The sequence below is a fragment of the Neobacillus sp. SuZ13 genome, assembly GCF_030123365.1.
GTDB lineage: Bacteria > Bacillota > Bacilli > Bacillales > Cytobacillaceae > Neobacillus.
In genome coordinates, this window is the sequence record NZ_CP126107.1 from 1,626,855 (window position 1) to 1,648,259 (window position 21,405).

The following is a 21,405-nucleotide window of genomic DNA, read 5'->3' on the forward strand; positions in this document are numbered from 1 at the left end:
TTTTTGCCAAATTTTTTTTGTATAATGCTAAAATTAAAAAGATAATAAACATGAGAGGGATGATGATGTTGCTTACACCAGAAAATACGGTGATTGGTTTTATTGGTACTGGGGTTATGGGAAAAAGTATGGCAGGGCATTTATTAAAGGCGGGATACTCCTTAGTTGTGTATTCAAGGACAAAGGAAAAAGCACAAGAACTATTAGATCAAGGTGCAGAGTGGGCTGCAACACCCAAAGTGGTGGCTGAAAAGGCATCGGTAACATTTACAATGGTCGGGTATCCAACCGATGTGGAGGAAATATACCTTGGTGGAGATGGTTTAATCAATAATGGAAATCCAGGTAGTTACTTTATCGATATGACAACCTCCTCCCCTTCACTTGCGCTTAGAATTTATGAGGAAGCAAAGAAAAAAGGGATTCAGGCTATAGATGCACCAGTATCTGGTGGAGATGTAGGAGCAAAAGAGGCTAAGCTCTCAATCATGATCGGGGGTGAAAAGGAAGCTTTTGATGAGATGCGGCCTATTTTAGAATTAATGGGAACGAACGTAGTCTATCAAGGTAAACCAGGTGCGGGACAGCATACAAAAATGTGCAATCAAATTGCCATTGCTTCAAATATGATGGGTGTCTGTGAAGCGATAATTTATGCTGAAAAAGCTGGCCTGGACCCTGAAAATGTCCTTAAAAGTATAACCACGGGGGCTGCTGGCAGCTGGTCGTTGAGTAATCTTGCTCCAAGAATGTTAGCAGGAAATTTTGAACCTGGTTTTTACATAAAGCATTTTATTAAGGATATGAAAATTGCGATAGATGAAGCAGAACGAATGGAGATGGAAGTACCAGGTCTTTCCTTAGCAAAGTCTTTATATGATCAATTAGCAGAAAGAGGAGAAGAAAATAGCGGGACTCAAGCACTTTATAAATATTGGAAGTGATAATTGGATTGAATAAATTCCTCCTATCTATTTGAAACTATGAGAGAAATCTTCATATAGGAGGAATTGTATCATGGCTAAAAGGACGAAAAAGAACGACGCTAAACAAAAAAATAAAAAGGGATTTGATTCTGCAGTTGCCAACGAAGAATTCGCCACTGAAATAGGTTCAGCAGCGGCAAATCAAGCTCATAAAGAAAAAGCAAAAAAAGAAAAAGCACCTAAAAATAATGGAAAATACAAAGGGCAGTAATACTTACATCTTAAGACCCTCACATTCATTGTGAGGGTCTTAAATTTTCCCTATTTCAAGTTTTTCAAGAATGGTTCTAGCCGGTTTAGGCCGATTTCTAATAATTCCATGGAACATGCAAACGATAAACGGAAATAGCCCTCGCCATATTCTGAGAAAGCACTACCTGGAACAACAGCCACTTTTGTTTCTTGAACAAGCTTAAGACAGAAATCAAAGCTGTTTAATGCGATGGTTTCAGGGATTTTTATAAAGAAATAAAATGCACCATCTGGCTTAATGACATTAAGTTCCATAGCAGATAAACGCTTGTAGACATATTCTCTTCTTTTTAAATATTCTTCTTTCATAACAAGCGCGTCATCAATACCTGTTGTTAATGCCGCATAGGCTGCCTTCTGTGCAATGGAAGTGGCACAAGAAATATTATATTGATGAACCTTTAAAATATGTTTTGCAATGCTATCAGGGGCAAATAAAAAGCCGATTCTCCAGCCTGTCATTGAATGGGATTTTGATAATCCATTAATGAGGATGGTTTGTTCCTTTAGAAAGGCGGCAATTGACTTATGTGGCTGATCATAGGTAAGCTCGCTGTATATTTCGTCTGCCAGGATAAAAATATTTTTATTCTTAATAAAATCAGCTATTTCTCTTAATTCTGATTCTGAGAGACTTACTCCCGTTGGGTTAGAAGGGTAGGGGAGTACGATACAGCGGGTTTTCTCAGTAATAAAGGGTTTAATCATTTCTAGAGTAAACCGAAACTGATTCTGTCGAATATCGACATGGACTGCGGTGGCTCCCATCATATTAATAATTGGTTCATAGCCAGGGTAAATCGGCCCCGGTAGAAGAACTTCAGAACCTTCTGTTAAAATAGTCCGAAATGCAATATCGATTGCCTCGCTTGCCCCTGCAGTAACGATAACCTCTGAATCAGGTTTGTAATCCAAGCCATATTTAGTTTTAACGAAATTACAAGCAGCTACCCTTAATTCTAATGTTCCTGCATTATGGGTATATGAAGTGAAGTTTTGCTTAATCGCATCAATACCGGCCGCTTTCACATGTTCTGGTGTAGGAAAATCAGGCTGCCCAATCGTAAAGGAAATTAAGTCATCGACATCGGCTACCATATTAAAAAACTTTCTAATTCCGGAGATTTCGATATTTTTTACACGTTCATTGATTAAATGCTCCAACATTGTCCATCCTTCCGAGTGAGGCTTAATTTCAGTTTTTATGTATAAAATGATTATAGACTATTTTCGGGTGAAGATTCTACCAAACAGGAATGAAAAAAACGATCTGAGCTCTCAGACCGTTTTTGGGGGAGGGGAGGTTATAACAAATTAAAGTGTTTTAGTAGCCATAGTCCCAGTCAATTTCGTCTTCGTGCCAAAATACAGGGGACACAAAACCGAAATTAACTAATTTATTTTCGAGTTTGCAATTACATTGTTCGCAGCCACATTGATCTTTAATCTCTTCATAAATAGAGTGATCAATATCTTCAATAAATGTAACCTTTTGTTCCTGGAAAAGAATCGCAGTTCCTTTCATTGGTTAAGCACCTCTTTGAATAGATTTATCTTATAACTGTATTGTAAATCTGTTGTGAATACGCGTCTATATATTAGTGATATTGTTCACAAAATTATCACGAAGCTGTTTGTGAAAAAGGACAGATTTACAAAATAAAAAAGCCAGGAGACCTGGCTTCAAGAGTATCGTTCGCCTAATTTTTTGAAGATAGGCTTTTGATAGGTTTTGCTCTTTTTATTTTTCGGTGGCATTTGCTCGAGATCAGAGATACCTGTATAAAGTTGAAGTAATGCTTTTGCTGAATTAAGGGAGAGTGTTGCTTTTGGATTTCGTACTCGTTCGTCTAATTTCCCAAAATGGGGTAGATTTAGAAAGTCAGTTTTCGTTGGAGGCATATGGAATGTGTACCTTCCACATTCAACTAGCACATCGGATTGCTGTTGACTATTTCGCGGATTTTCAGAAAAATGGAGACCCACTTTTTTCGCTTTACCTTCGTCAATTAATTTCTTTAGTGTTTCCTGTTTTAATTTGTACAATAATTTGGGATTAGGTGCTGTTTTGGCATGGCGATTCACAATAAAGACAGCTTGTGCGAGGTTATCGATGGTTAGATTTAGATTGATTAGGGGGCCTTTCTGATCACGATTCAAAATATGTTCTCCTTTCAGTTATATAAAACATTTATATTATACCTTTTTTATTAAGAAAAGGGAATATAATGTTTTTATTGTAAAATATAAACAATCGAATGTACAAACATTATTGTAAAATATAAGAACTTTTTCTAATTGCAAAAAACTCCCAATCTAAATTGAGGAGGAGTTTTTTTGCTTACTTTTCGGATCTAAGCGTAAAGATAGTTAACTCAGGTTTTGACAAAAAGCGAAAGGGGAGACGAGTGGTTCCAATCCCTCTATTTACATAAAGTGATAGGTGAGAATCGTCACCAACCGAATAAAGACCTTCTGGGTATAATTGGCCAAAGGGAGGAGTCACAAGTGCTCCCAAAAATGGGATTTTAATCTGTCCACCATGACTATGGCCGCTGAGCTGCCAGTAGACCGGATATTGTGCCGCTGTTTCTGCAAGATCAGGTGCATGCGATAATAATATATTAAAAGTATTGTTAGGTACATTTTTTAAAGCTAATGGCAGATTGGGATTCCCTAACATCGCATCATCAATTCCGAGCAAATAGATGCTGCTCCCATCGCTCATTTTAACGGGAGCTGATTCATTTAAAAGTACGCTGAAATCAGAGTTCACCATGATATTTCTATAAATATCAGAACCATATCCCCCATGATCATGATTTCCGAAAATGCAGTATTTTCCAAGTGGAGCATGTAAACTCTTTAAAATCGTCATCAATTTATTAATTTCGGTATATTGATTGGGCTCGTCCATTAAATCTCCAGTAAACAAAATAATATCCGGTTGAAGACTATTAATTTTCTTTACTAATTTAGTAAATTGGTGAAGATTATATTGAAAACCTAAATGGGTATCACTAAATTGAACTAGTTTTATCCCATCAAAGCTTTTTGGGATTAGTGGATGTTTTATTTGAAGTTCTTGTATATCAAGTAATGAAGGCTCAATTCGATTGGCATATAGAAATCCACCCGAACTTAATCCAAGAAGGGTAAGGACTGAGCCAATTGATCGTCTTAAAAACGTTCTCCTCGTCTGTTTTTTAGCCATTTTTTCTACCAGCCTATCTTTTATTTACCTAAAAAAGTAGAGTCTTTCTGTATTTTCATTAAAAACGAAAAATAAAGCAAGTGGAAGGGTACTTTGTATGTGTTTATTCAAAAAATAATAAAATATTCATAAAAGCAGCCAATGTTGGCTCATGTTACTGGCCTGTTGAAAAGCTATGTATTATATAATAATTATAACAAAATAACGCGGTGAACTATTGAAAAAAGGCTATCGAAATTTTTTCGACAGCCTGTTCAGCCAATGTTGGCTGCTTTTCTTAATGATAACTAACGGCGCGGCTTTTTAATGCCTTCCAAGATGATATAAATTGTTGTTTTCCAACCCGTACTTTTTTTCTACCCGAAAGGGGGTCATTTAAGTAGACATAATTGTTGTCATACCCTACTAAGACGACGGCATGTAAATCAAGGGGGGTTTTAATATATTGCTTCCCGTGGTACCAGCCCTCCCAACGGTCAGGCAGGCGGTAATCCCCGGTTGTCCATACTACGACAGGATATCCAGCAGATACATGCTCTAATACTTGATCGAATGGCTTGTTTGTTAAATTAACCGCTCTTCCAGGAAGCTTTTGGTTGATTAGGGCAATCATTGGTTGATCAAATACAGCATAGCCAGATCGATGGCCAGTCATATCCCCAACAAAGCCGTCAGCAGGGTTTCCCCAACGTAAAATATCACCCTTTGGTGATTTAATTAACGGGTCAGAATCTTTCCTAACAGATCGGTAAAGGTCGATTTTGCTTGTTTTAACTCCTGCATAATTTAATACCATTGCAAGGCTTGTGACCTCACAACCGTATCGTAATTCAGGATTTTGCTTAATTAGCACTACATTCAGCATTGCGGAGTCTTTTTTCTTTTGGGTGGTAGTAACAGACTTGCTTTTATTAACTGAATTCTTAACATTTATCACTTGCTCTTTTACATCGTTCATATTGTATGGAGTACTATTTAACTTAGTTGCTGAAGAGTTGGGTGTTTTATCTTCTACTGTTACCGAAGAAAGAGGCTGTTTCTTTTCAATTTTGTCATTGGTATCAGCATCAAAGTGACTACATCCAAGCATAGGAAGGATCATCGTTAATAAACAAAGTCTTTTCAAAAACATATCCTCCTTATCAAACAACTTGGGTATAGGATATGATTGTTTCTAGGCGGCTATAATGGTATCCTTTTGGAAAAGAACGATAATTCTTACATAAGCGTATGGTATAATAAGAAAAAATTTTTGGAGGTACTTGGATGGATGCTTTGGAAATACTATCGGATCTTGAAAATGTATTTCCCTATTTTCAACCGATTTTTAGTGCCGATCAACAAAGTGTAATTGCCTATGAGGTATTAGGGAGATATAGATCTGGAGAAGATATCATTAGTTTAGGAAACTTTTTTCAGGATGATCAAATTCCTGATGAATATAAATACGAAGTGGATTTGTTATTAGTTAAAATGGCGCTTGAAAAAGCACTAACCCTAGATGAGGATGTAAGTATTTTTTTAAATCGACATGCTGATTTATTAATGTACGGGCATGGTGAGCCTTTCTTACAAGAACTGCTTTCATTTGAAAAAAAAGGTTTTAATCTCACTCGAATTGTCCTTGAAATATCTGATCGGAATTATTCTGGGGATTTAAATCAATTTGATCACTTACTGCATTATTATCGAACCTATGGGATAAAAATAGCCATTGCGAGAATTGATAGTGAAAGTCATTATTTTGAACGGATTGGACAACTTGAGCCAGATATTTTGAAAATTAACTTACAGGCTTTAAAATCAACATCAACAGGAATAAATTTTAACGATGTATTGTTTTCATTATCCCTTTTGGCAAGGAAAATAGGTGCAACCCTCTTATTTGAGAATATTGAGATGAGTTACCAGCTGCAATTTGCTTGGAAAAATGGAGGCCGCTATTATCAGGGATATTATTTACATCCGCCTGCACCTGACTTTATTCAACATGATTTGTTGAAAGAACGCTTAAAAGATAAGTTTCATGACTTTATTTCCTATGAAAAAAAGAAATTAGAGGCTGTTTATACCACCGCAGAATCCTTTCAAGCTAAGGCCCAAGAGATTGTGATGAAAAACAGGAATGGAACATATCAAACACTTTTTCAGGCTTTAATAAAAGAATTAGACCAGATTGCCTTTAGGATGTATGTATGTGATGAGGATGGCTTCCAGAAATCTGTCAATATTTTCAAAGCAAAAGACGGTTGGATTTCACAATCCGAATACATTCATAAGAACTGGAGCTGGCGGCCATATTTTTTAGAAAATATTATTAAAATGAGAAATGAACGGAAAGGGATTTTATCCGACTTATATTCTGATATAGAAACTGGAGAAACCATTCGAACTTTTTCTTTTCCAATGAATGGGGAGGATTATTTGTTTATTGATATTTCCTATCAATACTTATTTCAAAACGATCAATTACTTTAAAGGATTGAATGAAAGTTTAAACCCCAAATTCGTTCATATAGAAAAAATTACCCTATTTTTTTATTTTTACTTGGACAAATGGTCGGTGTTATTTTATTCTTTTAATATTGGCATATTAAAATACGGCTGGAAAATTATGAAAGTCATCCACTCGGATAGAAAAATGCTAAATGAGAAATATAATTGTAAATGTTTGTTTGGTTGGAAAGGAGTCGGAGCATATGTCACAGCTTCAAGGTATATTAACAAGATTAAAAAATCTTCAGGAAACAGCAAATAGTGGTGAACCAGCACAACGCTATTTCGAAGTAAACGGAGATCGGAAATGTCAAGTAACATTTCATCCGAAAACGGAAACATTTGAATTAGAAGTATATAATGAAAAGGAAAAACCAAAACGTTATCAATTTGACAATATTGATATGATTACAATTGAAATTTTTGATTTGATTCAATAAGGGACCTTAAGGGTTCCTTTCTTTTTCATGTCGTGCACAATGGTGGGGGAGGCAAAAACGTTTCCACCGTTACGGTACCAAAATTAGCACAGACTCCTGAATACTATGGTAGAATGTAACTGTAGAAAAACAAATTTGAGGAGTTACGGCGATGATCAGTCTTCCTAACGATGAATTTTTAAAATTAACGATAAAAGAATTAATGATTCCCTCTGAACGGGTCGCACATGTGCAAATTGGCAATAACCTCGAGCATGCCTTATTAGTTTTAACAAAAAGCGGTTATACGGCGATCCCTGTGTTAGATCCCCATTACAAACTTCATGGGTTAATTAGCACACCTATTATTATGGATTCAATTCTAGGATTAGAAAGAATTGAGTTTGAACAACTTGAGAAGAAACGCGTAGAAGAGATTATGAAAAGCTCAGTACCGCGAGTGAAAATTTCTGCATCTATTAAAAAATGCCTAGAGTTACTTGTTACTCAACCTTTTTTATGCGTCGAGACTGAAGATGGTTATTTTGAAGGGATTTTACCAAGAAGCACTTTATTAAATCAAGTAAATAAAATAATTAATAAATTTCAAAACAGTGAAAAATGATGCTTTTAGGCTCCCGAAATGGGAGCTTGATTTTTTTAAAGTTTGAGGTGGTAATATGAGTAATCCTACTGATAAGATTACCAAAGAAGGTTCACAAAGAAAGCAAACAAAAAAACCACTAGTATTAGCATCAGTGATGTTAGCAATGTTTATGGGGGCGATTGAAGCCACGATTGTTTCCACTGCAATGCCGGCCATTGTTGCAGACTTGGGCGGATTTACCCTTTATAGCTGGGTGTTTTCTGCATACTTATTAATGAATTCTGTAACCGTTCTCATCTATGGGAAATTATCTGACTTATTTGGCCGGAAACCAATACTTACAATCGGAATTATTTTCTTTTTAATCGGTTCGATTCTATGTGGGTTCGCTACTTCCATGAAAATGCTGATAATATTTCGTTTGATTCAAGGGTTTGGCGCTGGGGCTGTCACACCCATAGCGACAACCATCGTTGGTGATATCTACACTACTGAGGAAAGAGCGAAAATTCAAGGGTATCTGTCTAGTGTTTGGGGTATTTCTGCAATTACAGGACCAGCTGTGGGGGGCTTACTTGTTCAATATGTAAGCTGGCATTATGTTTTCTGGATTAACATTCCACTTGGGATTCTTTCATTAGTGGGACTCTGGATGTTTTTGCATGAAGATATCAATAAGAAAAAACATGAGATAGATTATCTTGGCGCTATATTATTAACGTTCACGATTTCTTCACTGATGTTTATTCTTGTGGAAGGTGGAAGCCGCTTTGCATGGGGGTCATGGCAGACACTAAGTTTATTTGCATTTAGTGCTTTAACATTACTGGGATTCGTGCTTCAGGAAGGCCGTGCAAAGGAGCCGGTTATGCCATTTTCGATTTGGAAAGAACGTTCAATTCTTATCGCTAACACAACCTCGCTGACAACGGGTATTATGTTAATTGGAATCTCGAGCTTTTTACCAACATTTGTACAAGGTGTGATGGAACAAACACCTATTGTTGCAGGGTTTACATTAACAACGGTATCAATAGGCTGGCCAATAGCATCCACTCTTGCAGGACGGTGGTTGATAACCATTGGGTATCGAAAAACATCGATAATTGGCGGGGTGTCCTTAATCGTCGGCAGTATCGCTTTTGTGACGATGTCAGCGTCTTCTGGGCCTCTTTGGGCAGCAGTGGGTTCATTTTTGGTAGGAGTAGGAATGGGCTTAACATCAACAGCATTTATTGTCTCGATTCAAAGCACTGTCGGTTGGGAACAGAGAGGAATCGCTACCGCATCTAATATGTTTATGCGAAATCTGGGAAATACAATAGGGGCTGCATTACTAGGAGGTATTCTTAATAATCGGCTAAGTCAGTATTTCAGCCAAAATGGACATCCCTATTCAGTGGATGATGTCAATATTCTCTTAAAATCGACTGAAAGAGACCATCTCTCAGAATCAGTCCAAAGTATCTTGCAAAATGGATTAACCCATTCCCTGCATTTTGTTTATTATGTTGTCCTTGCTTTTGCTGTGATTAGTTTACTATTAATATTTTTTATACCGAAAAAGATTGATAGCTCTGTGTAACTTTCACAGGGCTTTTTTAAGGAGTGGTCAGTTTGTCCTCATTATCTGAATTTCAGCTACTATCTGTATTGGCCCAGGAAATGAATATGAGAAAGGCGTCAGAACGACTATTTGTTTCACAACCAGCCCTATCACAACGATTGCAAACAATTGAAAAAGATTGGGGAACTAAATTATTTATTCGCTCACAAAAAGGTTTAGCACTAACTCCTGCTGGTGAACATGTCATCCAATTTGTCAATGATGTGCTAACAAAGCAAGAAAAGGTTCGTGAAACCATTTATTCTCTCCAATCAGGGGTGTCAGGCACTTTAAAAATTGCTGTTGCTTCGATTGTAGGGCAAAACTGGCTTCCTCAGGTGTTAAAGAAATTTATTGATAGATATCCTCAAGCTAAAATTTCATTAGTGACTGGATGGAGCAGTGAAATTTTAAAATCCTTGTATGAGGATCAAGTTCATATTGGAATTATTCGCGGAACACCTGATTGGAAAGGTGTTAAAGTCCACCTTTTTAATGACCCTTTATATTTAGTTGACAGGGAAATTACTAGTCCAGAACAAGTATTACATACGGACCGTCCCTTCATTCAATTTAAGAGTGACTCAAATTATTATCAGGAAATTCAAGATTGGTGGATGCGAAATTTTAAAACTTCACCAAAACGAACAGTTGTTGTTGACCAAATTGAAACCTGTAAACAAATGGCCTTTAATGGTATTGGTTATGCCATACTGCCAGCGATAACATTAACGAAAACTGACAGGGAAATTTTCAAAATACCGCTTGTTGATGAGAATAATCACCCCTTAAAACGTGATACATGGCTTTTGGGTTATGAATCAGCCTTTCAACTAAAGCAAGTTAAAGCATTTGTCGAATTAATTAAGGAATATATCGCAGAATCTTCAGAAGAATAAGGTGGTTTTTCTTGTTTTCATTTCTTTTGTTTGATAAAGTAATTTTTAGTAACGACAACAATAGGGGGCCCTCAAATGAAAATGATGGATGCAAATGAAATTATTTCTTTTATTCAAAACAGCAAAAAATCTACACCAGTAAAGGTTTATGTAAAAGGTGAATTAGAAGGAATAGATTTTGGTACTGATACAAAAACCTTTATTAATGGGAATACTGGTGTTCTTTTTGGTGAATGGTCTGAAATTAATGAAATATTAGAAGCGAATAAAGCGAGCATTGAAGATTACGTAGTTGAAAATGACCGCCGTAATTCTGCAATTCCTTTACTAGATATGAAGCATATAAATGCGCGAATTGAGCCGGGAGTCGTTATCCGTGATCAAGTAGAGATTGGGGATAATGCCGTTATTATGATGGGGTCTGTTATCAATATTGGTGCTGTGATTGGGGAAAAATCCATGATAGATATGGGTGTTGTCCTTGGCGGCAGAGCAACAGTAGGGAAGAACTGTCATATTGGTGCAGGAACGGTATTAGCAGGAGTAATTGAGCCGCCATCCGCTAAGCCAGTAGTAATTGAAGATGATGTTTTAATCGGAGCAAATGCCGTTGTCCTTGAAGGGGTAACAGTCGGACAAGGTTCAGTAGTTGCTGCAGGTGCAGTAGTTACTCAAGATGTAGCACCATTTACAGTTGTAGCTGGAATGCCTGCTAGGAAAATAAAAGATATCGACGAAAAAACAAAATCGAAAACAGAAATTATGCAAGAACTTCGACAACTATAAAAGTTAAAGCGCCTAGGCGGTTGAGCTAGATAGTAAAAGTGGAAGCGTGGATCCTTTCCACGCTTCTTTTATAGGGAGGAAAGGTAATAAATGAATCAATTTATCAAAATCCGCCGTGACCTTCACCAAATACCAGAACTAGGTTTCCAAGAGTTTAAAACACAGGCATACTTATTAAATTACCTTGAGTCTTTGCCACAAGACCGAATGACAATAAAGAAATGGAAGACGGGCTTGTTTGTTAAAATCCACGGAATAAATCCTCGAAAAACAATTGGTTACAGAACAGATATTGATGGATTGCCTATAAGTGAAGATACAGGCTTACCCTTTTCATCTACACATAATGACAAGATGCATGCGTGTGGTCATGATTTTCACATGAGCATTGCTCTCGGGGTACTTACCTATTTTACAGAAAATCCAATTATAGATGACCTTTTATTTGTTTTCCAACCGGCTGAGGAGGGACCTGGCGGAGCAGAGCCAATGTTGAAATCAGAAGAAATGCAGGAATGGAAGCCGGACCTAATTTTTGCCTTACATATTGCACCAGAATATCCCGTTGGATCAATAGCCGTGAAGGAAGGGTTATTATTTGCGAATACCTCTGAATTATTTATTGACCTCAAGGGTAAGGGGGGGCATGCAGCAAGACCGCATGAAACGAATGATATGGTTGTTGCCGCTTGTTCATTGGTTAATCAGCTCCAAACCATTGTCTCGAGAAATGTTGACCCATTAGATAGTGCTGTTATAACCATTGGGAAAATTACTGGAGGCACAGTTCAAAACATCATTGCAGAAAAAGCTAGACTTGAAGGAACAATTAGATCGCTCTCAGCCGAATCAATGAAAAAAGTTAAACATCGTATTGAAGCAATTGTTAAAGGAATCGAAGCCGGCTTTGAATGTGAAGCCTCTATCGATTATGGTTCGATGTACCATCAAGTATATAACACTGAGTCGATCACAAGAGACTTTATGAAATATATTCAAGAAGAAACCGATGTGGATGTCATTGAGTGCAAGGAAGCGATGACAGGTGAAGACTTTGGTTATATGCTGAAAGAAATCCCAGGGCTTATGTTTTGGCTTGGTGTAGAATCACCATATGGATTACACCATGCAAAGTTAAATCCACAGGAAGAAGCAATAGGTGCAGCGATTAAAGTTATTAGATCTTATTTTTCTCATCTGGGGAATAGCTAAGCAGGCGGATTATTTTATTCTACTTCGCAATCATGATAAAATAAAAGTAGAATTAAAAGGGAAATTGTTACATATCGTCGTTTTATTCTGTAGCATATAGGGTAAACTTATGAAGGGGAAATAGGGTTATAATTAATAATATTTATTAAATTAAATTAATTATAATTTAATATTGACTCAAAATAAGTTCTGTCCTATAATTAGTATTGTGATAAAGGATAGCAAATGAGAATTGCTATAAACACTCATTTTATTTAATATTTGGAGGGATTTGAATGCCTGAACGTATGGTAGGTAAACAAGCACCACGCTTTGAAATGGATGCTGTATTGCCAAACAAAGAATTTGGTAAAGTTAGCCTAGAAGAAAACATGAAAAACGATAAGTGGACTGTATTATTCTTCTATCCAATGGACTTTACATTTGTTTGTCCAACTGAAATCACAGCATTATCAGACCGCTATGAAGAGTTTGATGATTTAGATGCAGTTGTTATTGGTGCTTCTACAGATACTATTCATACTCACCTCGCTTGGATCAAAACAGACCGTAAAGAAAATGGTCTTGGCGATTTAAATTACGCATTAGCAGCTGATACTAACCATGTTGTAGCTCGTGATTATGGCGTTCTAATTGAAGAAGAAGGTATCGCATTACGTGGATTATTCATCATCAGCCCAGAAGGTGAATTAATGTATTCTGTTGTTAACCACAACAATATCGGCCGTGATGTTGATGAAACTCTTCGTGTTCTTCAAGCATTACAAACAGGTGGTCTTTGCCCAGCTAACTGGAAGCCAGGACAAGCTACATTGAACGTATAATTTGTAGAAAATAAATTGACCTAACCTATTATAGTGTTAGGTCTTTTTAAAATGATCAGAAATTATAAGTTTTTGAACTTAGATTATTGTCTAGCTCCAGCGCCCTAGCGGCTAGTGTCCTTCGCTCTCCGCCCTACGATAAGTCAAGCACGAATGCGCCTCTGGCTCTTCGTGTTTCCTTTATCTCGGTTGGAGTGCCAGGCCATACGCCGCTGAACAGGGCGCTTGCGCTTTTCTTATAGGAGGAAATCTAAATGAAATTACGTGAACCAATGCCAGAATTAACTGGGGCCGTTGAATGGTTAAATGGTGAAGTTACAAAATCTGACCTAATTGGTGAAAAACCAACCCTAATCCATTTTTGGTCGGTTAGCTGCCATCTTTGTAAAGAAGCAATGCCTCAGGTTAACCAATTCCGTGATGATTTTAAGGACAAATTAAATGTGGTTGCTGTGCATATGCCTCGTTCTGAGAACGATTTGAATATAGAAGACATTAAACAAGTAGCCGCAGAACATGGTATCAATCAACCGATTTTTGTGGACAGTGAACATAAGTTAACGGAAGCGTTCGAAAATCAATATGTCCCTGCTTATTATGTCTTTGACCGTGAGGGTAAGCTTCGTCATTTCCAAGCAGGTGGAAGCGGCATGAAAATGCTCGAGAAACGTGTAAACCGTGTATTAGATGAATTGGAAAAAACAGAATAATAAACATTGAAAAGCTGCCTGCTTATAATGAACTGCCCCGTAAATGTTAGACACTAAACTAACATTTACGGGGTGTTTTTATGTCCAAATTTAAAACGGAAGATAAGATACAAATTGTATTAAGGTATTTAGAGGGAAATGAAAGTTTTGGAAAAATTGAGGAAGAAGTAAGAGTTAGTAAAACTATTATCAGTGGATGGGTTAGGCTTTATGAACAACATGGTATGGAAGCATTTATTAAGTCCTATACAAATTATTCTGGGGAGTTTAAACTAAATGTACTTAATTATATGAACGAAACGGGTACATCTTCTTATGATACAGCTGCCATTTTCAATATTTCTTCACCTGGTATGGTCCGAAATTGGAGAAAGGCTTTTGAAACTGGAGGAATTGATGCCCTACAATCAAAGAAAAAGGGGCGTCCTTCCATGAAAAAAGTATCAAAGATAAACAAAGAACAACAACTGCCAGTTGAAGGTTCAATCGAAGCTCTTCGAGCTGAAAATGATCGCTTACGTATGGAGAATGCCTATTTAAAAAAGTTGAACGCTTTAGTTCGAGAACAGGAAAAATTACAAACAAAATCAAGGCGCAAGTAATTTTTGAACTAAAGAATAAATTTGATGTAGTGGAAATAGTTCAAGTCGCAGACATTCCATGTAGTACGTACTATTACTGGGAAAAACGATTAAATAATGAAGATAAATATGCAAAGGTAAAAGAAGCGATTGCAGCTATTTATCATGAGCATAAAGGACGTTATGGTTACCGTCGTATCACCAAAGAATTGGAGAAAAAGAATATTTACCATGATCCAAAGACCATTAATCGATTAATGAATGAGATGGGCTTAAAATGTGAGGTGCGTATGAAAAAGTACCGTTCATACCGTGGATCAGTTGAAAAGTTGCACCCAATATACTAAATCGCGATTTTAGGGCAGGTAAAATGAATGAGAAATGGGTAACTGATGTTACAGAATTTCATTTATTTGGGGAAAAACGATATTTATCGCCTGTTTTAGATTTATGTAATGGAGAAATAATTGCTTACAAAGTTATGAACCGTCCTGTTTATTCTCTTGTTGGAGATATGCTTGAAGAAGCAATAAAAAAAATAAAACCTGATGATGAAGCTATCCTCCATTCAGATCAAGGCTGGCATTATCAGATGAGTAAATATCAAAATAAATTAAAAGAACATGGTATACGACAGAGTATGTCCCGGAAGGGTAATTGTTTAGACAATGCAGTCATAGAAAATTTCTTTGGCTTATTAAAGTCTGAACTACTCTACTTACAAGAATTTGAGAGTATGGAACATTTCGAACGAGAATTAGAAGAATATATTTATTATTACAATCACAAACGAATGAAGGCAAAATTAAAAGACCTAAGTCCAGTCGAATACCGGACTCAGGTTTTGAAAGCAACCTAAAATTTTTGTCTAACTTTATTGGGTCAGTTCATAAATCAACGGCAGCTTTTTTTATTTGATTGTAACCTTGCAGCCTTTTAATCGTCGGTATTTATAAGTATGCATTTATACAGGCCATGACAATAAGGACTAAAAGGGGTGTCTGAAGATGAAAAATAGAAGGTTACCAATCCTATTTATTATTTTATTAGTTTGGATTACTGGTTGCAGTGCTAGCGGTGAAAATAAAAGTGAAAAAATGTCTCAAAGTAATGACGTGGCTATGGATAACACTCAATCTGGAACTGGCGAGCAAGCAAACTTTTATTCAAGTGAAATGGGAAAAGCGGATAAAACAGTTGAGCCTGATAAAGTAAAAGTACAAAACCAAATGGTCATTTATCAAGCGGACCTCGAACTGCGTGTAAAAAAATTTGATAAAACAGTCCAGACTCTTGAAGAAAAAGTAATCAAATATGGCGGCTATATTACTGAGTCTAATGTGTCTAAAGAGGGGAAGGAGCAGGTCAGTGGCAGCATTAGGATAAGAATACCACAAAAAAACTTTCAAACCTTTTTACATGATGCAGAGAGCCAAGCTGCTGAGGTGCTGCAAAGGAACATTACAGGCCAGGATGTTACGGAGGAATATGTTGATCTTAAGTCAAGATTAAAATCAAAAAGAGTAGTGGAAGAACGGTTAACAACTTTCATGAAAAGTGCAGTAAAAACAGAAGATTTATTGAAAATTTCAGCTGATCTAGCAGTTGTTCAAGAGGAAATCGAGGCTATTGAAGGAAAGATGAAATTCTTAGAAAATCAAACATCCTTTTCGACTGTTAACATCACTCTATATGAAAAAAGCGTAGTAATTCCAACCATTGATAAAGACAAATTAAATACTTGGGAAAAAACAAAAAAACAATTTATGAAAAGTATCAATATGTTATTAGTTGGCTTATCAGGTTTAGTTGTTTTCATCATTGGTAATATTCCTGTCATAGCTATTTTATTATTACTAGGATTTCTTTTCGTTTTCTTTTATAGAAAGAAGAAAAACAGACCTGAGTAAATAGTGGTACCATACTATATATCCTTAATGAATAATGATAAAATGAATCCATAGTAGATAATGTTTGAAGCAGAGGGGCAATTCTATGAAAATGAGCTTTGCGGTTATTGGGCTAGGCCGATTCGGTGGAAGTATTTGTCGCACGCTTACCGATGAGGGGATGGAAGTACTGGCAATTGATATAAATGAGGAACGTGTCAATGAATATGCAATGATTGCTTCCCATGCGGTTGTAGGTGATACAACAGATGAAGCTGTTTTAAAAAGCTTAGGGATCCGGAACTTTGATCATGTAATCGTAGCTATTGGCGATGATATTCAATCAAGCATACTAACAACCCTTATTCTCAAAGAATTGGGTGTCGGACGTATTACAGCAAAGGCTCAAAATGATTACCATGAAAAAGTTCTTCGTAAAATTGGAGCAGACAGTGTTGTCCACCCAGAAAGAGATATGGGAAGACGTATAGCTAACAATATGGCCTCTAGTAACGTTGTTGACTATCTTGAACTTTCAGATGAACACAGTATTGTTGAAATTGTTGTGAATGGAAGACTTAGTGGTCATACGATTATGGATTTGGACATTCGAAAGAAATATGGTTTGAATATTGTTGCTATCAAAAGAGGAGAAGAGATTATTGTTTCTCCGCAAGCGAAAGAAACCTTCCACGCTAATGATGTGTTAATTGTAATCGGTACAGACCAAGACATCGATCGATTTGAAAAAAAGGTATTAGAATAAAGAAAAGCGGAAGCGCCGTGCTCAGGGGCGACAGGCATAAGACGAGCAGGCGTGAAGGTTGCTCTTTAACCTTCATGACTGATTGGCTTATGACCCCGAGCCCCTAGGCGCTGGAGCTAGACAATAAAGAAAAGCGGAAGCGCCGTGCTTAGGGGCGACAGGCATAAGACGAGCAGGCGTGAAGGTTGCTCTTTAACCTTCTTCATGACTGATTGGCTTATGACCCCGAGCCCCTAGGCGCTGGAGCTAGACAATAAAGAAAAGCGGAAGCACCCTGAAAGGTGCTTCCGCTTCTTTTATTATTTACACTTCCATAATGATTGGTAAGATCATTGGTCTGCGTTTTGTTTTTTCGTATAGGAAAGGAGCTAATGTATCTGTAATTTCGTTTTTAATTTCCGACCATTGGCTTGTCTTTCTTTCCATTACCCTATTCAAGTGTTTGGTGATTAGGTTCTGTGCATCATTAATTAAATCACCTGATTCCCGCATATAAACAAATCCTCGCGAAATTAAGTCTGGTCCGGATGCGATTTTGAATTCTTTCATATTAATGCTTACCACCACAACTACTAAACCTTCTTCTGAGAGGATTCTACGGTCACGTAAGACGATGTTTCCGATGTCGCCTACTCCGCTACCATCAATATAAACGGAACCAGATGGGATCTTTCCTGCAACCTGTGCTGTATCCTCGGAAAGTGCTAATACCTCACCATTATCCATAATAAAACAATTTTCTTCTTGTACCCCACAATCCACTGCAATCTTAGCATGCATTCTTTGCATACGATATTCACCATGGATTGGCATAAAGAACTTCGGTCTGATTAAGCGAAGCATAAGCTTTTGTTCTTCCTGTCCACCATGACCAGAGGTATGAATATTGCTAAGTTTTCCGTGAATAACTTCAGCCCCAGCTCTGTAGAGCATATTAATGGTTCTGCTCACGCTGATTGTGTTTCCAGGAATAGGTGATGATGAAAATACAACGGTATCTCCGGGAATGATTTGGATTTGTCTGTGTGTACCATTGGCAATTCTTGATAGGGCAGCCATCGCTTCGCCCTGACTTCCAGTACAAAGAATGGTAACTTTATCAGCAGGCAGTCGATTGATTTGATTTGCTTCAATAAAGGTTTCTTTAGGTGCATTAATATAACCTAACTCTAGTCCAATATTAATGGCAGCTTCCATACTGCGTCCAAAAACAGCTACTTTCCGTCCGTACACTACGGCTGCCTCTACCACTTGCTGCAATCGGTGAATATTTGATGCAAATGTTGCAAATATGATTCGGCCATCCACTTTACGGAAAATATCGTTAATGCTGTCTCCAACCCGGCGTTCTGACATCGTAAATTCAGGTATTTCACTATTCGTACTGTCTGAAAGTAAACAAAGTACGCCTTCCTTACCGATTTCGGCCATTTTCGTCAAATTGGCTGGTTCACCGACAGGGGTAAAATCAAATTTAAAATCACCAGTATGGACAATTTGTCCTGGCGGTGTTTTAACAACAATTCCATAAGAATCAGGAATACTATGTGTGGTTCGGAAAAAAGTAACGGATGTTTTGCGGAATTTTATGACATCGTCTTCTTTTATATCAATCAGCTTAGCATTTCTCAATAAGCCGTGTTCTTCAAGTTTATTTTTTATTAACCCAAGAGCCAATTTTCCTCCATAAATTGGAACATTAACTTCACGTAATAAATAGGGAATACCACCGATGTGGTCTTCATGCCCATGAGTAACAAATAAACCTTTTATTTTTTCTTGATTTTTAACCAAATAGGTGTAATCCGGAATAACATAATCAATGCCTAATAGCTCGTCCTCTGGAAATTTAATGCCGGCATCAATCAATATTATTTCATCCTGGAACTGAACTGCATATGTGTTTTTGCCTATTTCGCCTAAACCACCCAGGGCAAAAACTGCAGTTTGATCATTCTTAACAAATTTCATAAATTATCTTTCTCCAATACTTTATAGTCTTCATTTTGTTGTTCATAACTAAGATGTGCTCCCTTAACTTCTTGAACAGATTCAACATTATAGCCACGGTCAGCAATTTTTGAACGGACTTCTCTGACTGATTCACCTTCAATAAAAAGGGTTTTTGTATTTTCTCTAACAGGTACTTCTGTGATGCTTTCTTGATAATATACTTTAAATATCATTACAATATCGCTCCTAACTTGGGTCATAGCTTTTTCTATTATATAAAACATTTTCATCTTTTTCATTTATTTTCTTTGGAAAACATTAGTCTTGTATGAAAAGTATGTAAAAAAGAATCGTTGTTTTTACAATTTACAATAACGAAGGAGCCCTTCGCAAGTTTGAAGGGCCCTAAATAAATTTAGGCAATGGGATTTATGCAATGGATTTTTTTCGTAGTAAATCATTCCACTGTTTTAAGAGCTTCTTTCTCAGCTTCTTTAACATAGTGGATCATCTCCTTATCTCTTATTTTATACGAACCTTGTCCAATGTAAAGTAAGCGATGGCAGATTATTGAAGTTTTTTTAAAATAAGAGTATTTTTACTTTATTATATGAAGAAAAATGCTAATTCAATCATGGTTAAACATGGAATTACAGTGACATTATAAAAATATAGCAAAAGAACCGACCAATAGGCCGGTTCTTTTATTTTTTACGACTTCAATTTGGGGTGATTTACCGCTCAATTGCAATGGCACCTTCGATCGGTCTTAATGGATCTTCATGATTAATATAATCATAAAACATAATCCCATTTAAATGATCAATTTCGTGTTGAAAACAAATAGCAGGAAGTCCTTTTAAACGAAGTTTCACTTCTTCACCGTTTAGAGTAGTTCCCTTTACCGTTATTCTTGCATGTCTTGGGACATAGCCGGGAATCGCTCTATCAACAGACAGGCAGCCTTCACCTGAATTTAAATAGGATTTTTCGATAGAATGGCTAATAATTTTTGGGTTAAATAACGCATAACTATAAAGAGTTCCTGTCTCATCCATAAGATGGACAGCAATCATTCGTTTTAACACATTGATTTGTGGGGCCGCTAAACCGATTCCTGGTCGCAAACCGTATTGTGCAGATATTTCAGGATTTTGGCTATTAATGACATATTCTAATAAACTGCTTAGTATTTGTTTATCCTCTTCAGAGGGCGGCATAGATACTTCTGCAGCCACTTTTCTAAGGGAAGGATGGCCATCTCGTATGATATCTCCCATCGTTAACATGAAAACACTCACTCCTGTACTCTAACTAAATTATTAATAATAATTAGTCTATCAGACAATTAATAAAAAGTTAACAATTGATTAAAGCCCTCCTTAAAGCATCCTTTTATAAACTCCTTATTGTCAAACAAACCAAGTGTCGATATAGTAGAATATGGAATAATCAGGAGGTTTAAAACATGTCGTCATTAAAAAAGTATGGTTTTATTTTTATTATATTGGTTTTGGCAGTTATTTTTGCAGGATGTACAAAAGAAAAGGCACCTGAAGAAAAAATGTATACCGTCTTAGAAAAAGTCGTAAAGGCGGAAAAAGTATTCGAGGAACAACAGAATCCCCTTGTCGCACTCGAAAAAAAGGAAAAAGGGATTTATGACCAAATTATTGAACTTGGCATGAAAGAATATGATCAAATCGTTAAGCTTTCCGATGAAGCGCTTGTATTAGTAGATCAAAGAAAAGAGCTAATGGATAAGGAAACAAACAGTATCAAGCTCTCGGAAAAAGAATTTTCAAAAGCTGCAAATATAAAGGATAAATTGGAAGACCCAAGCTTAAGGAAAGCAGCTAATGATATGTATGAGACAATGATGAATAGATATGAAGCGCATGATGAGTTATTCACAGTATATAATGAGGCGCTTAAAAATGATAAAACATTATATGAAATGTTTAAAAACAAAAACCTTCCACTAGAGGATCTTGAATCCCAAGTAAATAAGCTCAATGAAACATATAAAAGAATCTTTAATGCGAATGAAAAATTTAATATGCTAACAGAACAATACAATGATAAAAAGTTGTTATTTTATAAGCAGGCAGGACTTAATTCAAGTAACTAAATATTATTTAATAAAAGTAATCGGCAAATTATGCCGGTTTTTTTTATATTATAACAACACCAGGAAAAGAAAAT

The 21,405-nt window shown here is 36.6% G+C and carries 22 protein-coding genes and 1 pseudogene; 15 read left to right on the forward strand and 8 right to left on the reverse strand.

The window, feature by feature from the left end:
• The first annotated feature begins 68 nt into the window (after window positions 1-68).
• Both QNH17_RS07870 and QNH17_RS07875 read left to right on the forward strand, forming a co-directional pair.
• Window positions 69-944 carry an NAD(P)-dependent oxidoreductase gene (locus QNH17_RS07870; RefSeq protein ID WP_283879456.1) on the forward strand — a complete coding sequence of 292 codons (876 nt, stop codon included), beginning with the start codon at window positions 69-71 and terminating at the stop codon, window positions 942-944.
• Between the two features lie 73 nt (window positions 945-1,017).
• Window positions 1,018-1,197 (forward strand): hypothetical protein, encoded by a 180-nt coding sequence (locus tag QNH17_RS07875; protein WP_144548723.1) that lies wholly within the window; start codon window positions 1,018-1,020, stop codon window positions 1,195-1,197.
• A 50-nt stretch (window positions 1,198-1,247) separates the two neighbouring features.
• Here QNH17_RS07875 and QNH17_RS07880 read toward each other — a convergent pair whose 3' ends face one another.
• The 5 genes from QNH17_RS07880 to QNH17_RS07900 form a co-directional block, all read right to left on the reverse strand.
• On the reverse strand, window positions 1,248-2,402 hold the full coding sequence (locus QNH17_RS07880; RefSeq protein ID WP_283879457.1) for an aminotransferase A: 1,155 nt from the start codon (window positions 2,400-2,402) through the stop codon (window positions 1,248-1,250).
• A gap of 160 nt (window positions 2,403-2,562) precedes the next feature.
• A complete protein-coding gene (locus tag QNH17_RS07885; RefSeq protein ID WP_283878175.1) occupies window positions 2,563-2,763 on the reverse strand; it encodes a hypothetical protein in 201 nt (66 codons plus the stop codon).
• Between the two features lie 158 nt (window positions 2,764-2,921).
• A complete protein-coding gene (locus QNH17_RS07890) occupies window positions 2,922-3,398 on the reverse strand; it encodes a YkyB family protein (RefSeq protein WP_283878176.1) in 477 nt (158 codons plus the stop codon).
• A gap of 181 nt (window positions 3,399-3,579) precedes the next feature.
• Window positions 3,580-4,452: a metallophosphoesterase gene (locus QNH17_RS07895; protein WP_283878177.1), complete on the reverse strand. Its 873-nt coding sequence runs from the start codon at window positions 4,450-4,452 to the stop codon at window positions 3,580-3,582.
• Between the two features lie 277 nt (window positions 4,453-4,729).
• Window positions 4,730-5,584, reverse strand: coding sequence for a C39 family peptidase (locus tag QNH17_RS07900; RefSeq protein WP_481858581.1), 855 nt, complete (start codon window positions 5,582-5,584; stop codon window positions 4,730-4,732).
• Between the two features lie 134 nt (window positions 5,585-5,718).
• Here QNH17_RS07900 and QNH17_RS07905 point away from each other — a divergent pair, with 134 nt between their 5' ends.
• From QNH17_RS07905 to QNH17_RS07960, 12 genes and pseudogenes are all read left to right on the forward strand, one after another.
• On the forward strand, window positions 5,719-6,930 hold the full coding sequence (locus QNH17_RS07905) for an EAL domain-containing protein (protein WP_283878179.1): 1,212 nt from the start codon (window positions 5,719-5,721) through the stop codon (window positions 6,928-6,930).
• A gap of 221 nt (window positions 6,931-7,151) precedes the next feature.
• Entirely contained in the window at window positions 7,152-7,388 is a 237-nt protein-coding gene (locus QNH17_RS07910; protein WP_026566292.1) for a YkuJ family protein, read from the forward strand.
• A gap of 151 nt (window positions 7,389-7,539) precedes the next feature.
• Window positions 7,540-7,992, forward strand: coding sequence for a cyclic-di-AMP-binding protein CbpB (gene cbpB / locus QNH17_RS07915; protein WP_144548730.1), 453 nt, complete (start codon window positions 7,540-7,542; stop codon window positions 7,990-7,992).
• 55 nt (window positions 7,993-8,047) lie between these two features.
• Window positions 8,048-9,559 (forward strand): MDR family MFS transporter, encoded by a 1,512-nt coding sequence (locus tag QNH17_RS07920; RefSeq protein WP_283878180.1) that lies wholly within the window; start codon window positions 8,048-8,050, stop codon window positions 9,557-9,559.
• 32 nt (window positions 9,560-9,591) lie between these two features.
• Window positions 9,592-10,479 carry a transcriptional regulator CcpC gene (locus QNH17_RS07925; protein ID WP_283878181.1) on the forward strand — a complete coding sequence of 296 codons (888 nt, stop codon included), beginning with the start codon at window positions 9,592-9,594 and terminating at the stop codon, window positions 10,477-10,479.
• A gap of 75 nt (window positions 10,480-10,554) precedes the next feature.
• Window positions 10,555-11,265, forward strand: coding sequence for a 2,3,4,5-tetrahydropyridine-2,6-dicarboxylate N-acetyltransferase (gene dapD / locus QNH17_RS07930; RefSeq protein WP_283878182.1), 711 nt, complete (start codon window positions 10,555-10,557; stop codon window positions 11,263-11,265).
• A 90-nt stretch (window positions 11,266-11,355) separates the two neighbouring features.
• Window positions 11,356-12,477, forward strand: coding sequence for an N-acetyldiaminopimelate deacetylase (locus tag QNH17_RS07935; RefSeq protein ID WP_283878183.1), 1,122 nt, complete (start codon window positions 11,356-11,358; stop codon window positions 12,475-12,477).
• Between the two features lie 275 nt (window positions 12,478-12,752).
• The gene (locus tag QNH17_RS07940; RefSeq protein WP_098572591.1) at window positions 12,753-13,301 is read left to right on the forward strand and encodes a peroxiredoxin; all 549 of its coding nucleotides are present in this window, start codon (window positions 12,753-12,755) and stop codon (window positions 13,299-13,301) included.
• A 254-nt stretch (window positions 13,302-13,555) separates the two neighbouring features.
• Entirely contained in the window at window positions 13,556-14,011 is a 456-nt protein-coding gene (locus tag QNH17_RS07945; RefSeq protein ID WP_144548735.1) for a TlpA family protein disulfide reductase, read from the forward strand.
• Between the two features lie 80 nt (window positions 14,012-14,091).
• Window positions 14,092-15,451 (forward strand): annotated as a pseudogene (locus QNH17_RS07950) (IS3 family transposase).
• Window positions 15,452-15,599: 148 nt separating this feature from the next.
• Entirely contained in the window at window positions 15,600-16,502 is a 903-nt protein-coding gene (locus QNH17_RS07955) for a DUF4349 domain-containing protein (protein WP_283878184.1), read from the forward strand.
• A gap of 85 nt (window positions 16,503-16,587) precedes the next feature.
• On the forward strand, window positions 16,588-17,247 hold the full coding sequence (locus QNH17_RS07960) for a potassium channel family protein (protein ID WP_283878185.1): 660 nt from the start codon (window positions 16,588-16,590) through the stop codon (window positions 17,245-17,247).
• A 303-nt stretch (window positions 17,248-17,550) separates the two neighbouring features.
• Here QNH17_RS07960 and rnjA read toward each other — a convergent pair whose 3' ends face one another.
• From rnjA to def, 3 genes are all read right to left on the reverse strand, one after another.
• Window positions 17,551-19,218: a ribonuclease J1 gene (rnjA, locus tag QNH17_RS07965; RefSeq protein WP_026566302.1), complete on the reverse strand. Its 1,668-nt coding sequence runs from the start codon at window positions 19,216-19,218 to the stop codon at window positions 17,551-17,553.
• A complete protein-coding gene (locus QNH17_RS07970; protein ID WP_283879458.1) occupies window positions 19,215-19,433 on the reverse strand; it encodes a DNA-dependent RNA polymerase subunit epsilon in 219 nt (72 codons plus the stop codon). The genes rnjA and QNH17_RS07970 overlap by 4 nt, the downstream gene beginning before the upstream one ends.
• Window positions 19,434-19,934: 501 nt before the next feature.
• Complete coding sequence (gene def, locus QNH17_RS07975) at window positions 19,935-20,489, reverse strand: peptide deformylase (RefSeq protein ID WP_283878186.1); 555 nt, start codon at window positions 20,487-20,489, stop codon at window positions 19,935-19,937.
• A gap of 179 nt (window positions 20,490-20,668) precedes the next feature.
• Between def and QNH17_RS07980 the strand changes: the two genes are divergently transcribed.
• A complete protein-coding gene (locus QNH17_RS07980; RefSeq protein WP_283878187.1) occupies window positions 20,669-21,331 on the forward strand; it encodes a YkyA family protein in 663 nt (220 codons plus the stop codon).
• Window positions 21,332-21,405: the final 74 nt, after the last annotated feature.

What these genes read in the sequence shown, in the direction of transcription:
- QNH17_RS07875 (WP_144548723.1), top strand. Translation starts at nt 1,018, where the DNA reads ATGGCTAAAAGGACGAAAAAGAACGACGCTAAACAAAAAAATAAAAAG.
- QNH17_RS07885 (WP_283878175.1), bottom strand. Translation starts at nt 2,763, where the DNA reads ATGAAAGGAACTGCGATTCTTTTCCAGGAACAAAAGGTTACATTTATT.
- QNH17_RS07895 (WP_283878177.1), bottom strand. Translation starts at nt 4,452, where the DNA reads ATGGCTAAAAAACAGACGAGGAGAACGTTTTTAAGACGATCAATTGGC.
- QNH17_RS07900 (WP_481858581.1), bottom strand. Translation starts at nt 5,584, where the DNA reads ATGTTTTTGAAAAGACTTTGTTTATTAACGATGATCCTTCCTATGCTT.
- QNH17_RS07905 (WP_283878179.1), top strand. Translation starts at nt 5,719, where the DNA reads ATGGATGCTTTGGAAATACTATCGGATCTTGAAAATGTATTTCCCTAT.
- QNH17_RS07910 (WP_026566292.1), top strand. Translation starts at nt 7,152, where the DNA reads ATGTCACAGCTTCAAGGTATATTAACAAGATTAAAAAATCTTCAGGAA.
- cbpB (WP_144548730.1), top strand. Translation starts at nt 7,540, where the DNA reads ATGATCAGTCTTCCTAACGATGAATTTTTAAAATTAACGATAAAAGAA.
- QNH17_RS07920 (WP_283878180.1), top strand. Translation starts at nt 8,048, where the DNA reads ATGAGTAATCCTACTGATAAGATTACCAAAGAAGGTTCACAAAGAAAG.
- dapD (WP_283878182.1), top strand. Translation starts at nt 10,555, where the DNA reads ATGAAAATGATGGATGCAAATGAAATTATTTCTTTTATTCAAAACAGC.
- QNH17_RS07935 (WP_283878183.1), top strand. Translation starts at nt 11,356, where the DNA reads ATGAATCAATTTATCAAAATCCGCCGTGACCTTCACCAAATACCAGAA.
- QNH17_RS07940 (WP_098572591.1), top strand. Translation starts at nt 12,753, where the DNA reads ATGCCTGAACGTATGGTAGGTAAACAAGCACCACGCTTTGAAATGGAT.
- QNH17_RS07945 (WP_144548735.1), top strand. Translation starts at nt 13,556, where the DNA reads ATGAAATTACGTGAACCAATGCCAGAATTAACTGGGGCCGTTGAATGG.
- QNH17_RS07955 (WP_283878184.1), top strand. Translation starts at nt 15,600, where the DNA reads ATGAAAAATAGAAGGTTACCAATCCTATTTATTATTTTATTAGTTTGG.
- QNH17_RS07960 (WP_283878185.1), top strand. Translation starts at nt 16,588, where the DNA reads ATGAAAATGAGCTTTGCGGTTATTGGGCTAGGCCGATTCGGTGGAAGT.
- rnjA (WP_026566302.1), bottom strand. Translation starts at nt 19,218, where the DNA reads ATGAAATTTGTTAAGAATGATCAAACTGCAGTTTTTGCCCTGGGTGGT.
- QNH17_RS07970 (WP_283879458.1), bottom strand. Translation starts at nt 19,433, where the DNA reads ATGATATTTAAAGTATATTATCAAGAAAGCATCACAGAAGTACCTGTT.
- def (WP_283878186.1), bottom strand. Translation starts at nt 20,489, where the DNA reads ATGTTAACGATGGGAGATATCATACGAGATGGCCATCCTTCCCTTAGA.
- QNH17_RS07980 (WP_283878187.1), top strand. Translation starts at nt 20,669, where the DNA reads ATGTCGTCATTAAAAAAGTATGGTTTTATTTTTATTATATTGGTTTTG.